Below are 13824 nucleotides of genomic sequence, written 5' to 3'. Positions count from 1 at the left end.
TTTTCAGGTGAGACTTATTCCCAGGGGCCGAATCGAGTTAGCACTCGGCTAATATTGATATCGAGCTTTTGTGAAAGCGCTTGCAGCTCTTGCTTATTATTGGCGGCAGCAAAACAATTGGCTTTATTGGTGGCAAACACCACCCAATTTCCACCGCCGGTTAAACAGGCAAAGACCTGGTTAAAATGCTCATGAAGAGTGTCACGCAATTGTAAATCTCGGCTGTGCTCTTTCCAACAATTTAACACTAAAAAACCATCGGTTTTAAGTAGCGATTTTGTTTGCTCAATAAATTGGCTGGTCAGTTGTTGCTTATCGACACCTTTGTCACTGTAGATATCGGCAAAAATCACATCGACTTTTTTGTGATCTGCTTGGGCTAAAAACACATAAGCATCTTGATGCACGACAGTGAGTTTTTTACTCAATGGCAGCTGAAAAAAACGCTTAGCGACTTCAATCACTTGTTGGCGCAATTCAACCGCGGTAATTTTAATCGCCGCATCAAAATGCCTGAGTGAATGCACTAATGCCCCACCCCCTAGACCTAAAATAATCACACTTTTGGGTTGTGAGAATAACAGCACAGCCAACATGGCCTGAACATAAGTATGTTGCGGTACATGAGGTTGACTCTTATCCATTTTACTTTGTTCATCATTATCACCAAATGACAACACCCGATAGTCACCATCATCGAGTACACAAAAATCACCCAATCTATCACCGTCGACGTGCAATACTTTATAATCAGACATACTTCACTCTGTGAGGAGTCTTGCCTATATACCCGTTCCACTTGAAGATGCTCGTTTCAGGAAACCTGAGCGAATCATAATCAAGGCACATTTTTTTGTTAAGGGTTGTTCCCTTAAAAACAAATGTAACGATGAGTATGTTTTGCTCAGGTTTCCCCAAAGGGCTGGTTTATAAACGCTTTATGCTACGTTATTGATTTCGACAATAGAATAACTATTCTCTTCAATCAATGCCTTGCCTAAAAGCGTTTATAATTCCAGCTGAATCCTGCATTTTCAGGTGGAACGGGTATACATGGCAGCAAGATTTTTCTACTTTAAAACCTTATTATACCCCAGAACGCACTAGGACGTGGCGGCGAAATTGTGCCTTCGCCACTCCATTTTAATCACCATAACCAGATAGGAAATCGACATGCTTAATCATTTATTGATGATCATTGTTTATTTGGCAGTGTTCTTTGTTGCCCAACGTCAGCTCAACAAATGGATCCATCTGCAAGCAGAAAAGAAACAAGTCAGCGAAGTTCGTAGTCGGCTCATTTCTCGTTTAATTTCGTATTTATTATTTTTTGTGACCTTGTCGATCATGGCGGTGTCACTGGGTTTAGGTTATCAAGAGGTATCGCTCTTTGTGTCGTCGGCCTTTGCAGTATTAGGCGTGGCCCTATTTGCCCAATGGTCGATATTGAGCAATATCACCGCTGGCGTATTGATCTTTTTTGCGTTTCCTTACCGTATCGGCGATCGAATAAAAATAGTCGATAAAGAAGAAAATATGAGTGGCATTATTGTCGAAATAAGTTTGTTTCACGTATTGATCAAACGCGATGTCGGCGATGTAATGACTTACCCTAATAGCTTAATGCTCCAAAAAGCAGTGATTAAATTGCCCGAACCTCGAACGGCTAATACGTTTTCAACAAGCAACAAAACCAAAGCAAAGATTAATGCGAACCGGGCCAAATGGCTTAAGTAATCCCGAGGCCGCCACTTGATGATCTATACCCAAACGACCTCGATATGCTAGATCCAACATGTCGAGAAGTGACAAAATTCAAGGTTCTAGGAATAGCGCGCCTACGGGCTGTTTCAGACACGATAGCAAGAGATAACAAGCGATAACAAGCGATAACAAGCTCAGGGATGGGACCGCTTCGCTGCTAAGATTTTATAGGATCTAGCCGCGAAGCGACCTAGCAGCGCAGCGATCTAGGCTCTTGCTATAAGATTTTATAGCATCTAGCCGCGAAGCGTCCTAGCAGCGCAGCGATCTAGGCTCTTGCTATAAGATTTTATAGCATCTAGCAGCGAAGCGACCTAGCACCTAGAAATAGTGATCTTAAACAGAGCGACGCCATTGTGTTCAATCACTGCCTTGTTCCGTTATCCTACGGGAGCTCTGAAACGAGCATGTTGAAGTGGCTTGGCTATATGTGTACTTAAGCTCAACGCAGACATGCAATAAGACTAGTTTAATACTCGATGAAAAAACGCCACGGCTTGTAAGTACATTTGCAAGGCTAAAGCGGCATCAAAACGTTCACCTTCATCGCGCATAAAAGCATGCTGGGCATTGACTTCAAGCCAAGTAAAGTTTGCATTCACCTGTTCAAGTTTTTGGTAAATAAGCTTACGGCCTTCTTTACTGACATGGGGATCTTGTTTACCAAAGACCATCACTAATTCGCCTTTGATGTCATCGGTACGGGTGAGTGAATCATTACCGACTGCACAAGGTAAGGTGTTTGAGTGGATATCGGTTGGGTACAAACAAAAAGCGCCACTGATGTCTGGATTTAATGCCGTACGATAAGCCAAATGGCCGCCAAGACAGACCCCCATCGCGCCCACTTTGTCACTGCAAAATGACTGAGCTCGGGCAAAATCGACTAGTGCTTGGGTGTCGCTGTCATGTTGCTCTAAGGGTTTAGCCCACTTATCTTGATTACCCTTATCTTTTCCGGCTTCATCATAAGCCAGTACCGTCCCAATAGGATTGAGCTCATGAAAGACTTCTGGTACCAGCACCACAAAACCATGCCCAGCCATAATTGTGGCAGAACGGGCTATCGGCGCAGTTTGCTGGAATATTTCTGAGTAGAAAATAATTGTCGCGAATTGGCCTTTAGTATCCGGGCGATAAAGCGTAGTGCGCATTAGGCCTGTGGCGGTTTTAATATCGTGAATTTCAGTGGTTGTAATCATAATATTCCAGTTATTTTACACTATCCCTAATACTGATTATGGCTGCTAAATGTTAAAATTGCCTATGTATTCACAGCCATTTCAGTTAACTCGAACAAATTAAAACAGCTCGTTATTACAAACTTGCCCAGCCGTCAACTGAGTCACATTGGTTAATGTTGTTGAAGCAATCGCGTTGAGAGCTTCTTCCGTTAAAAAGGCTTGGTGGCCAGTAAAGATCACATTATGACAAGCAGATAAGCGACGGAAGATATCATCTTGAATGATTTCATTTGATTTATCTTCGAAAAACAGGCCTTTTTCATTTTCATATACATCAAGCCCTAATGAACCAATCTGGCCATCCTTTAACGCTTCCATCGCGTCAAGTGCATCCAATAAGCCGCCTCGACTGGTATTAATCACCATCACGCCTGGCTTCATTTGACTAAAACTGACTTTGTTAAGTAAATGATGGTTATCTTTGGTTAACGGGCAATGCAAACTGATAATGTCGCATTGTGGGTACAGCGTATCTAAATCAACATATTCAACACCAAGGTCGACTATGACTTGATTAGGGTATGGATCATGGGCAATCACTTTACAGCCAAAGCCTAATAATATTTTAATGGTGGCTAAGCCAATTTTGCCCGTGCCTATGACTCCAACTGTTTTGCCAAACATATTAAAACCAACTAAACCCGATAAGGCAAAGTTAGCGTCACGAGTACGTTGATAAGCTTTATGAATTTTACGGTTTAATGTCAACATCAGGGCCACTGAATGCTCAGCGACTGATTCAGGTGAATAAGCAGGCACATTGACCACTTTCATCCCTAAGCGCTCTGCTGCCACTAAGTCGACATTATTAAACCCCGCACAACGCATGGCGATTATTTTTGTACCCCCTTTTGCAAGCTCAACTAATACCTCTTCGCATAAGGAGTCGTTGACGAATGCGCACACGACTTCATAGCCTTCGGCTAATTTTACGTTTTGCATGCAAAGTCGATAATCAAAGTATTCAATATCAAGATTAAAGGTGTCGTTAATACTATTAAAGTGACGAATGTCATAAGGCTTTGCGCTAAAAAATCCAATTCTCATAAGGTTCCAAATGCGTTAATGGCGCTACCGCGATCGTTTATAACAATTTACCGCAATAGTCGCGCTCAAAACAGGGGTTAATTGTATGTGAATTAACGGTTATTGTCGTCAATATCACAGTGGATAAAGATGAAATTGTGATCCACATTACCCCTTATGGATAGCACCGACAATAATAACGCGGCGATATTGTTTGCGTGATTAACGCCAATGAAAAAGCCTATCGATTGGATTGGATCGCGTCTGTCATTGCAATATCTAACCGCAACGCTTTTTCCGACTGGAGGTAACGGATGATACTTAATGCTCTTTAGCAAACATAACCGCTTGTTCACCTGCAATACGTCCAAAGATCGCAATATCATAAATGGCATTACCAACTAACCGATTCGCGCCACAAACAGCTCACATCATGTCAGCCATTTAGGATAAAACTCAGCCCCCGTTTTCTGGCGCCGCATTGGCTATCCCCATGACACAACCGGACACTAAAAAAGCCAGCACGGATGTGGACCATTGGTTCATCAACCTATTCTCAGTTCACTCTATTTGCAATGATTAAACTAGCGCCGATCTAAAGAGGTATGCCGTTGGCAAGAACACACCACAAAAGCCATCCTCTGCGGAGAGTTAATGCTATCAAGACTGAATAAAATGAGTAATGACACTGATATTGGAAAGAACTGCTGCTCATATCACTGTTTTTATGCATTGAAATTGTTAATGTTAGCGTAATGTTAATACTCTAGCGAAACTATGAATCATAAAAAAGATTTGCCTGTATCAAGCCTTCGATTTTGGATTGAACGAATAAGTAAAACCTCACTCAGGGCTTTACATATTATTGGGGTCGTGGGCAGTGGTGGTGGCATGATCTTCAATCTTGAACTATCTCTGTGGTTTAATTATTGGCTTATCGCAATCACATCTGGCGTATTATTAGTGAGTTGGGAGATCATTAGAGATTGGCGGTGGCTAATTCAACTCAAAGGAGTGTTAACCTTACTAAAAGTTATACTGTTAGGATTGTTTATTCAACTAAGCGAATGTAAATCGGAATTAGTCATCTTTATTATTCTATTATCTGTTATTGTATCCCATGGACCGGCTGGATTACGCCACTACTCGATAGTGCATCGGAAAGTGATTCAGAGCAAAAAAGAAATAAAAGGCTAACTTGCCACAATAGATGACTTTAAGGACATGGGATGTTCCCTTACCCAGATCAATATCGCGTTGCAATGCCGCCAATGACTACCGCTTTTATGGTGGTTTGGGCACTGACTAGTCACGCCATTTTTGTCGATGCTAGTCCGTTTTCACTCTATCCACTGCTGGTGCTATTTCCCGCAGTCATAGGCGCGCACCTGCATTTAATTTGGCTAGCAAAAGGCATGAGTCGTCTTGATCAATGTTTTTATGCATTGGTGCATATTCCGCTCGCGTTCGTAGTGTGGACATTCACCATCATGCACGTCAACGGCCATGCATTCTCTTAAATCGACGCTTTCGCCTTTTCAGTAGTATATAATTCAATGCTTACACATCATAAGCCCTAACGGTCTCTCTGCCGCGAATTGAATCACGAGAACAACTATGGACGATTTCATTTACAACCCTCCAACCACTCCATGGCTAGATATTGTATATCAAGACAAAGATATTCTTGTCGCAAATAAGCCCTCAGGACTGCTATCGGTTCCAGGAAGGGAAGCCATTTACCATGACAGTATTTATTCTCGTGTTTTAGCACAACATCCTAATGCCCACATTGTGCACAGGTTAGACATGGCAACCTCAGGGGTCATTGTCGTCGCACTTCGGCGCAATGCTGAGCGTGAATTAAAACGTCAATTTCGGGATAGAGAAACTGCCAAAACCTATTTTGCTCGCGTTGCTGGCCATATGAAGCCTAATATTACTCAAGTCAATCTGCCTCTGATTTGCGATTGGCCCAATAGACCCAAACAAAAAGTTGACCATACTATTGGTAAGGCTTCTGTGACGTTAGTTGAAGTCGTAAGCTATGGCGCTAAATCAACACTCGTGAAACTCACTCCTATTACTGGACGTTCACATCAACTTCGCGTCCACATGATGGCATTAGGCCACCCGATCCTTGGTGATGGATTTTATGCCGATCCTTTAGCAAAAAGATTATCACCTCGACTACTTCTGCATGCGGCAGCATTATCAATCACTCACCCTTACTCACAACAAGCAATGCATTTTGAATCCGCCGTCACGTTCATGGCCCCTACGGCAGATCAATAGTAAAATTAAACATTGTTAATACCCATGCGAATTTTAGTAGCTATTGTGCATTGAAAGTCGTAAATTTATGGCCAATTAATGGTTTGTAAGGCTTAATACCGTGGATAGCTCATTTCAACGTGACGAATTAGACAATCGGATTCTTACCGCACTTATGCAAGACGCCAGAACACCTTTTGCGGAACTGGCAAAACGTTTTAATGTCAGTGCAGGAACGATTCATGTTCGCGTTGAAAAAATGAAACAAGCTGGCATTATTACTGGCGCACAAATCACCGTCAATCCAAAGGCACTCGGTTATGATGTTTGCTGCTTTATCGGCATCAATTTAAAGAGTGCTGGCGATTATCCAGCTGCGATTGCCAAGCTAAATGAATTAGAAGAAGTAGTGGAAGCCTATTACACCACCGGAAATTACTCGGTATTTGTAAAGGTAATGTGCCAATCTATCGATGGATTGCAGCATGTATTGATTAATCGTATTCAATCTATTGATGAAATCCAGTCAACCGAAACACTTATTAGCTTACAAAATCCCATCGTAAGATCAGTAAAGCCATAGACTATGGAGGGCTTTACTGTCCTCCAGCACCACACCCCCTCCAATAATTGTCAAACCTCACAAATCAGTATCAGACCTACATCACAAATTTACACACATATGTTAACAACTATTTACTGCATTATTGGGTTTTGGTATTACTTTTGTTATTTTTTTGTGCTACAAATACTTCCGATGCGCCACAGAGTGCAACACAAAAGCGAAAATAATCTAAACATCATCACTGAATATTCATCGTGTTACAGCGATACCCCACCCCCCACATTGAGTGATGTCTAAAAACAAGGAAGAAGTTGTGAAGACAAAATTAGCCCTAGCCATTTCAGCTGCACTGATATCAAGTGCTACTTATGCGAATACACAATATAGCTCTAACCAAGCAGGCATTGAACTTCTGTCAGCTGAAAAAAACAACAAACCAGTGGTCAAATATAACAGCGTCGTAGCTCCTCAACGTTATATTGTCGAATTAGCGTCGCCTGCAATTGCAAAATATCAAGGTGGAATTTCCACTTTAGTCTCAACAGCGGTTAAAGACAAAAACAGCAAACTAGACATTCAATCAGCTCCAGTTAAAAGCTATGCATCTCATCTGAAGGCCGAACAAGCTGCATTTACAAAAGCCCTTTCAAAGGTTGCTTCAAATGCTAAAGTTGAGCGTCAATTTAAGACATTATTTAACGGTGTAACTATTGTTGGTCAAGGATTAACCGTTGAACAGATTATGGCTATTCCAGGGGTTATATCTGTCTATCCTGAAGCTATGTACAGCACTAACATGGATGCTTCACATGAAATAATTAACAGCGAAGCGATGTGGAATGCTGTTGAGGGCATGGAAAATGCTGGTAAAGGTATTCGTGTTGCCATTATTGATGGTGGTATTCGTCCTGAAAACCCAATGTTCTCAGGAGAAGGTTTTGCCGCTCCTACAGCTATGATGCCAACTGATGACTACTGCTCAACTGTGGATAGTTCATTTTGTAACGATAAACTCATTGTTGCACGTTGGTCACAGCCTACATTCCCTGTATGTGCAGATGAATACATGAGCCCATTAGGGTTTGGTGGTCACGGAACTCACGTTGCAGGTACTGCTGTTGGTAATAAAGTAGAAACAACATTTAAAGGCATTGACGTTACATTATCGGGCGTCGCTCCAGCCGCGTATTTAATGGCATACAAAGCACTTTATTCTACAGAAGACTGTAGTGGTGGCAGTGGTTCTAACATCATGCTGATGGAAGCATTAGAACATGCCGTTAATGATGGCGCTGATGTTATTAACAATTCATGGGGTGGTGGCGCTGGCGCAGATCCTTCAAGTAGCCCATACAAAACAATGTTTGAAGCTGCAGAAGCTGCAGGTGTTGTGGTTGTAAGTGCCGCTGGCAATGATGGTAGCGCCCCTAAAACGGTAGGTTGCCCTGGTTGTATTGAGTCAGGTATTACAGTTGCTAACAGCACGACAGGCCGTTACTTTGCTAACAGCTTTAATACTGGTGGTGATGATTTATTAGCGATTCCTGGATCAGATACCATCATTGATATGGACATCTCTGGACCAGTTATTGCTGCATTTAATATTGATGCTGAAAACGCTGAAGGTTGTGATGTATTTGCTGCAGACTCATTTAAAGATGGTATTGCACTAATTTCACGTGGCATTTGTAACTTTAGTGACAAAGTGACTAACGCTGAAGCTGCTGGCGCAACTGCCGTTGTTGTTTATAACAACCGTACTGGTGCACCTATCCCAATGTCAGTACCGGGTATTACCTTCCCATCAGTTATGATTTCCCAAGATGACGGCATGGCGATTCTAGATTCAATGGGAGACAGTGCGACTCAAGGTACTATTGGCGCTGAAATTAAGCGTATTATGGTTAGTGGTCTTGCCGATACAATCAATCAGTCTAGCTCTCGTGGTCCAAATGGCAATGAGAACATTCTTAAGCCTGATCTAGCGGCTCCAGGAACTAACATTTTATCGGCTTTCTCACCTGATGACGGTGGAGAAGACTTTAATATGATTACTGGTACGAGTATGGCTAGCCCACATGTTGCAGGTGCTGCTGCACTTTTAAGTCAACTACATCCTACATGGTCAGCAATTGATATTAAAACAGCGCTGACATCAACATCTAAAATAGATGGGATTTTAGATGACGACGCATCTACACCGGCAACACCTTTTGCCATGGGTGCAGGTCGTATGGATCTCGATGCAGCAGCAAAAGCAGTATTAACGTTTGATAAGCCTTCTATCGCTGCTGACTCGTGTGTAGGTATCTGTACATTTACTCGTACGGTTTACAATAAAAGTGATGAAAAATCATCTTGGGCACTTTCTGCAAGTTCTGATGCTGCAGGCCTAATGATTTCACCAACAACGCTTGAACTTGAAGCCGGTGCATCTGCAACCTTCACCGTCACTGTTGATTCAACATTCAGTGAATATGGTGAGTGGATATTCGGTAATGTCATGATCTCTAGCACTGAAGGTAAGCAGAATGCTCATCTTCCATTGGCGGTACTCGCTAAAGAGTCAAGTGATTCATCATTAATCTCAGCGTTTACAACTGACACTGATATTTCTGTTGCTGATCCTTTCACAATAAAATCTGTTGTGAATAACACTATGTTTGAAAACACGGTAACTCTGACGGCTACGACTCCTAAAGGCACTAAGCTTACATCAAAAGATGATGTATCTGTGGTCCTGAACGGCGCCTCGCAAAATGGTCTATCTGTTGATGAAAAAACTGGCGTAGTCACTTGGGTTGGTTCAATGGACTTACCTGAAATGGTTACCACAAGTGGTGTTGGTTCATACCCAAGCGTTGCGGCTACAATGTATACACCACCTTGTCTTGATGGTTGTGATGAAACATCATTTGTATTTAACGTACCGGCATTTAAATACAATGGTCAAACTTATACTCAAATAACAATGTCAGATAACGGTATAGTCATTCCTGGTAATGCTTCAACTGCTGGCTCTTGGAATAATAAAGAATTACCAGATAACTCAAATCCAAATAATATCGTTGCTCCATTCTGGTCAGACTTTGATTTAAGCGATGGCACAATTGGCGATACTGGCGGTGGTTCTGTTTCTATTGACGTAGTAGGAAATGCGACGACGAGTTGGTTAGTTGTTGAATGGAAAGATGCGCAGCTTTGGAATGATGCTTCTGGAGATAAATACAGCTTCAGCGTGTGGTTCCAAACTGGCGATACTGAAGAAGTCACGTTTAACTACTTCGATATTCCTGGTATGCCAGCTAACGTAACCATTGGCGCTGAAAACATCAGTGGCAGTATCGGAACAACTCATTACTTCAATGGTGTTGGTTCTGCTGTTACAAATGACGACTATGTAGACGTTAAATCAACCACTGCAGGAAGTGTTGAGCTTGCTTATAAAGCAATGGTTACTGAGTTTAGCTTCGGCCAAGCTGACGCCCCTTCACTTGATGAAGATACTTCTATGGAAGGTAATGTATTAGATAATGATACTAAGCCAGACCAAAAAGTCGCTCGTACTCAAGTAACCGGTGATGGTATGACAGCTAAGGCTCAACGCTTAATCGATGTGTCTCCTGTTGGACAATTAGACACTGTTGTTCTTGTTGATGAAGTGACTAATGGTGAACTCACCTTAGCAGCAGATGGTGCATTCACTTATACACCAACAGCAGACTTTACTGGCACGGATACATTCTCTTATACATCAACTGATGAAGAAGGGAATTTGAGCACGCCTACACAAGTTGCTATTACTGTTAATAACGTTAATGATGCTCCAACGGTTGCGCCTTCAGGAATGAATAGCGCTGGTGGATTCGTAGTAACAGCAAAAGCAAATGGTAAAGACATCGATGGTGATGCTTTAACTTATAATTGGGTTCAAACTGGTGGTAAGAGTGTTAGCTTTACCAACGGTGGTCCATCAATTCTGTTTACTGCTCCAGTTGGTGATGACACCTTCACGTTTACCGTAACCGCATCAGACGGTGAAATAACAAGTGCACCGGGTACAGCAACCATTAATATCAACGAGGAAGTAGAGCAATCTTCTGGTGGTTCTATGGGTTGGTTAACGGCATTATTACTACCATTAGCTGCATTACGTCGTCGTAAGCACTAATAATAGTAATCATTAATTTGGCCTTGCCAAAATGATGTAAAAAAAACCAGCTGTTAACAGCTGGTTTTTTTATTGGCTAAAGCAATAGACTTTATAAGGTTAGTTATTCATTTTCATCCGATTCATCAGCATGAGCTGAGGCTTCAAACTGCTCTACATTCGCAAATTTACCGAACCAAAAATCTGAGCTGATCATCTTAAACTGACGGGATAAGTCTTCACTTGATACTGATTCTAATTGCCACAATATCCCAGGAGCTTCTGGGAAATGGGTACCCGTGATTTGATCTTCATATAATCGATGTAATAGCGCATCGGGAGATAATCCGGATGCCAGAAGACGGACCATAGCAGCATGCAATGACTCATCAAAAATATTCAAATCTTCGGCATCTGTTGCAGTAACATTAACCATAAACTCAACACCAGAAGGCTCGGCAAATACACCATTAAATGCTTCTCTTAATAATGAATAAGCACTAAAAAAACCTTCATGAAGCAAGCAGTCAGAATATTCCTCCCACATTCTGTCACCCATCATGTCATTACTTAACTGATCAATTTTACCTTCAGGCAATTCACTGAATAAATGAGTCAAGACGATTTTAGCGGCTTCATTTGGCTCTAAATCATTTAGAGACATCATGCACATTTCTCTAAGTTCAGTAGCCTCCATTCCTTCTAAATCATCATTTAAGCCCATAATAGCCATCAATTGAAGGTATTCTTCATTTGACCAGGCATTAGGGATCTTATTGATTTTACGAAAAGAACCAATTTGAACATTAAATTGTGCTGGCATGGAAACTCCTTCTTATCAGCGTCAAAAAGTGACGCACATAGGACAAACTAAAGCCCCGCATGTACGATCGCAAGACTGTATGAGGGGGAAAACAACGCACATCAGATCATATGACACCTAAAAACAGATAAAGCACTGATAAAAAAGGGTTTGTTTAAAATATAAAATATCCATAATTATATTAAACTTTGTTTATATGACCTTAGTTTAGCGCATAAATACGACAAATCATTTCTAGGTCATTTCTATTTAGCATGTAAATTGAATTACAAAGAACAGAATTCACCTGTAATGATTTACCATTACAGTCGCGTCTTATAATCAGTCACTCGTGACATTGTTAACTTTATCAGTAATACAACCACGGGCATCATCCCTACGGCATAGAGACGCATACCCTGTAGAGTCGACTTATAGGAGTTTTCAAGATATACCCATATGGGTTCGTACTCTGACGGTGCTTTGGGTGCGGCAAAAAGGGAGCAACATGTAAAAACGACCGACGTTAACATGGTATATTGGGCCATTGATGTGGATCGACTCTTGCTCATTCAAATACTCATGCTTGGTATAGCCCTTTGTCACACCCGGCCTCCAGCTTGTACTTGATAGAAACGCATTACCAGGAACGATTTAAGCAGGTTGGCTAAATACATTATAGTCACGAGGCTGAAATCCCGCCCCATTCTCGCATCTATTAAGGTATCGACACTGGCCAAGTGGTCACGTAACTCATGCTAAAACCGTAATTGATTTCCCAAGCAGCCTACATAGGCTTGCATGTTAATAGTCTAGTTACCAATATAGGTTTTTTCAACGATCCTACCAAGCGTCACTTCAGGCTCAAAACGATCGACATAGTATATGGAGATGCCACCGTATCATCTTGTTTTTTAATTTACTTAAAGCGATTACCATTTACATCATAACTAAACAAACTACTGAGACTATTACGCGCAACACTTGGCCGTTTACCTTGGTATTTATAGCTTAACGTAACCCCATCATCTGTTAGCGTCAATGGTAGAAGAAAATAGTGTTTACAAGGATATTAGTCATAAAATCAATAAATTAAGAGCATTAAAAAGCCCCGTTCAATTAAGAACGGGGCTTTTTAAATAATGGTACCTGAGGTCGGACTCGAACCGACACGCCGCGAAGCAGGGGATTTTGAATCCCCCATGTATACCAATTTCATCACTCAGGCAAAGATTTTAAGCTATTTTAGCTTTGCAAAGTAATCTGATTAGTCCAAATATCTTTGCAAAACAATTTTAGTGAATTGACTCTTTATGACCAACACTCAAGTATTATACTTACTCAAATATCGATACTCAATGCGATTATATTTATCTGAGTATAGCCATGTCTTTAGGCTGCTACTGAGTTACTGTGCAACTCAAACCACGTATCAACAAAGTTTGTCACAATTAAGTGTTGGCGATTATACCTTTGCATTTAATAATCGCAAGCCCTTTACCTATTCTTTTCTATAAAAAACACTCAACTGCTCAAAAGTCATTCATAGTCCTAACTGAGATGAAATAGAGGTGTTTTGTGAGTTAAGAAGCAATTTTACAAAAAAATAACATCACGACGACTAAAAATTGATCAAGATCAGTATTGCGGTGTAATTTTGACTTTATGATGATCATGATTTCACATTCCGAGGATAAATATCATGGCATTTTGGTTAGATTTAATGTTTGGTAACGCTATAGGATTTCTTTCTATGATGGTGATCTTCTGTACCTTCGGAATAATGTCTTATCTAATGTGGATGTTTGTTGTGAAGTCTGCACCGACTAAGTGAGTAGCTTACTAGGCTAAGTTTTTTACTGCTTATTATTCATAATCATTATGGATACTTCCTTGCGAATGATAAATTGGCGACAAAACACATGAAGTGTTTTTATGCCAGATTGGGGGCTTTATAGGCCCCCATTTTTTTATCCACTCAGACCGACTTCTAACCGCA

General features: G+C 41.2%; 11 protein-coding genes and 1 tRNA gene. 7 read left to right on the top strand and 5 right to left on the bottom strand.

The genetic code is table 11. From position 1 onward, the window contains the following. Nucleotides 1-14 precede the first annotated feature (14 nt). A complete protein-coding gene (locus AAEZ00_RS03435; RefSeq protein ID WP_124014134.1) occupies nt 15-758 on the bottom strand; it encodes a spermidine synthase in 744 nt (247 codons plus the stop codon). A gap of 415 nt (nt 759-1173) precedes the next feature. On the opposite strand from AAEZ00_RS03435, the gene AAEZ00_RS03430 reads away from it, so the two are divergent. Next, nucleotides 1174-1737, top strand: coding sequence for a mechanosensitive ion channel family protein (locus AAEZ00_RS03430; RefSeq protein ID WP_101032922.1), 564 nt, complete (start codon nt 1174-1176; stop codon nt 1735-1737). A gap of 491 nt (nt 1738-2228) precedes the next feature. Here AAEZ00_RS03430 and AAEZ00_RS03425 read toward each other — a convergent pair whose 3' ends face one another. Together AAEZ00_RS03425 and AAEZ00_RS03420 are read right to left on the bottom strand one after the other, a co-directional pair. Then, entirely contained in the window at nt 2229-2966 is a 738-nt protein-coding gene (locus tag AAEZ00_RS03425; protein WP_101032923.1) for a dienelactone hydrolase family protein, read from the bottom strand. A gap of 99 nt (nt 2967-3065) precedes the next feature. Beyond that, entirely contained in the window at nt 3066-4055 is a 990-nt protein-coding gene (locus AAEZ00_RS03420; RefSeq protein ID WP_101032924.1) for a 2-hydroxyacid dehydrogenase, read from the bottom strand. Nucleotides 4056-4811: 756 nt separating this feature from the next. Between AAEZ00_RS03420 and AAEZ00_RS03415 the strand changes: the two genes are divergently transcribed. The 5 genes from AAEZ00_RS03415 (at nt 4812) to AAEZ00_RS03395 (ending at nt 11044) form a co-directional block, all read left to right on the top strand. Continuing rightward, nucleotides 4812-5231 carry a hypothetical protein gene (locus AAEZ00_RS03415; RefSeq protein WP_101032925.1) on the top strand — a complete coding sequence of 140 codons (420 nt, stop codon included), beginning with the start codon at nt 4812-4814 and terminating at the stop codon, nt 5229-5231. A 32-nt stretch (nt 5232-5263) separates the two neighbouring features. Next, entirely contained in the window at nt 5264-5554 is a 291-nt protein-coding gene (locus tag AAEZ00_RS03410) for a hypothetical protein (RefSeq protein WP_124014268.1), read from the top strand. A 97-nt stretch (nt 5555-5651) separates the two neighbouring features. Further along, nucleotides 5652-6329 carry a bifunctional tRNA pseudouridine(32) synthase/23S rRNA pseudouridine(746) synthase RluA gene (rluA, locus tag AAEZ00_RS03405; RefSeq protein ID WP_101032927.1) on the top strand — a complete coding sequence of 226 codons (678 nt, stop codon included), beginning with the start codon at nt 5652-5654 and terminating at the stop codon, nt 6327-6329. A 100-nt stretch (nt 6330-6429) separates the two neighbouring features. Beyond that, nucleotides 6430-6891 (top strand): transcriptional regulator AsnC, encoded by a 462-nt coding sequence (gene asnC / locus AAEZ00_RS03400; protein WP_101032928.1) that lies wholly within the window; start codon nt 6430-6432, stop codon nt 6889-6891. Nucleotides 6892-7186: 295 nt separating this feature from the next. Further along, nucleotides 7187-11044: a S8 family serine peptidase gene (locus tag AAEZ00_RS03395; protein ID WP_351088340.1), complete on the top strand. Its 3858-nt coding sequence runs from the start codon at nt 7187-7189 to the stop codon at nt 11042-11044. A gap of 103 nt (nt 11045-11147) precedes the next feature. Here AAEZ00_RS03395 and AAEZ00_RS03390 read toward each other — a convergent pair whose 3' ends face one another. Continuing rightward, the gene (locus AAEZ00_RS03390; protein WP_101032930.1) at nt 11148-11846 is read right to left on the bottom strand and encodes a hypothetical protein; all 699 of its coding nucleotides are present in this window, start codon (nt 11844-11846) and stop codon (nt 11148-11150) included. A 1122-nt stretch (nt 11847-12968) separates the two neighbouring features. Further along, a tRNA-Leu gene (locus AAEZ00_RS03385) sits at nt 12969-13053 on the bottom strand. A 474-nt stretch (nt 13054-13527) separates the two neighbouring features. On the opposite strand from AAEZ00_RS03385, the gene AAEZ00_RS03380 reads away from it, so the two are divergent. Next, on the top strand, nt 13528-13659 hold the full coding sequence (locus tag AAEZ00_RS03380; RefSeq protein ID WP_124014266.1) for a DUF3149 domain-containing protein: 132 nt from the start codon (nt 13528-13530) through the stop codon (nt 13657-13659). Nucleotides 13660-13824 lie beyond the last annotated feature (165 nt).

It is taken from the genome of Shewanella sp. S1-49-MNA-CIBAN-0167, from assembly GCF_040310145.1.
In the GTDB taxonomy this organism is placed as follows: domain Bacteria; phylum Pseudomonadota; class Gammaproteobacteria; order Enterobacterales; family Shewanellaceae; genus Shewanella; species Shewanella psychromarinicola.
The sequence above is the reverse complement of the archived record's forward strand: the minus strand, read 5'-3'. Positions and strand labels throughout refer to the sequence as shown.

What these genes read in the sequence shown, in the direction of transcription:
- AAEZ00_RS03415 (WP_101032925.1), top strand. Translation starts at nt 4,812, where the DNA reads ATGAATCATAAAAAAGATTTGCCTGTATCAAGCCTTCGATTTTGGATT.
- rluA (WP_101032927.1), top strand. Translation starts at nt 5,652, where the DNA reads ATGGACGATTTCATTTACAACCCTCCAACCACTCCATGGCTAGATATT.
- AAEZ00_RS03380 (WP_124014266.1), top strand. Translation starts at nt 13,528, where the DNA reads ATGGCATTTTGGTTAGATTTAATGTTTGGTAACGCTATAGGATTTCTT.
- AAEZ00_RS03410 (WP_124014268.1), top strand. Translation starts at nt 5,264, where the DNA reads ATGTTCCCTTACCCAGATCAATATCGCGTTGCAATGCCGCCAATGACT.
- AAEZ00_RS03425 (WP_101032923.1), bottom strand. Translation starts at nt 2,966, where the DNA reads ATGATTACAACCACTGAAATTCACGATATTAAAACCGCCACAGGCCTA.
- AAEZ00_RS03390 (WP_101032930.1), bottom strand. Translation starts at nt 11,846, where the DNA reads ATGCCAGCACAATTTAATGTTCAAATTGGTTCTTTTCGTAAAATCAAT.
- AAEZ00_RS03430 (WP_101032922.1), top strand. Translation starts at nt 1,174, where the DNA reads ATGCTTAATCATTTATTGATGATCATTGTTTATTTGGCAGTGTTCTTT.
- AAEZ00_RS03435 (WP_124014134.1), bottom strand. Translation starts at nt 758, where the DNA reads ATGTCTGATTATAAAGTATTGCACGTCGACGGTGATAGATTGGGTGAT.
- AAEZ00_RS03420 (WP_101032924.1), bottom strand. Translation starts at nt 4,055, where the DNA reads ATGAGAATTGGATTTTTTAGCGCAAAGCCTTATGACATTCGTCACTTT.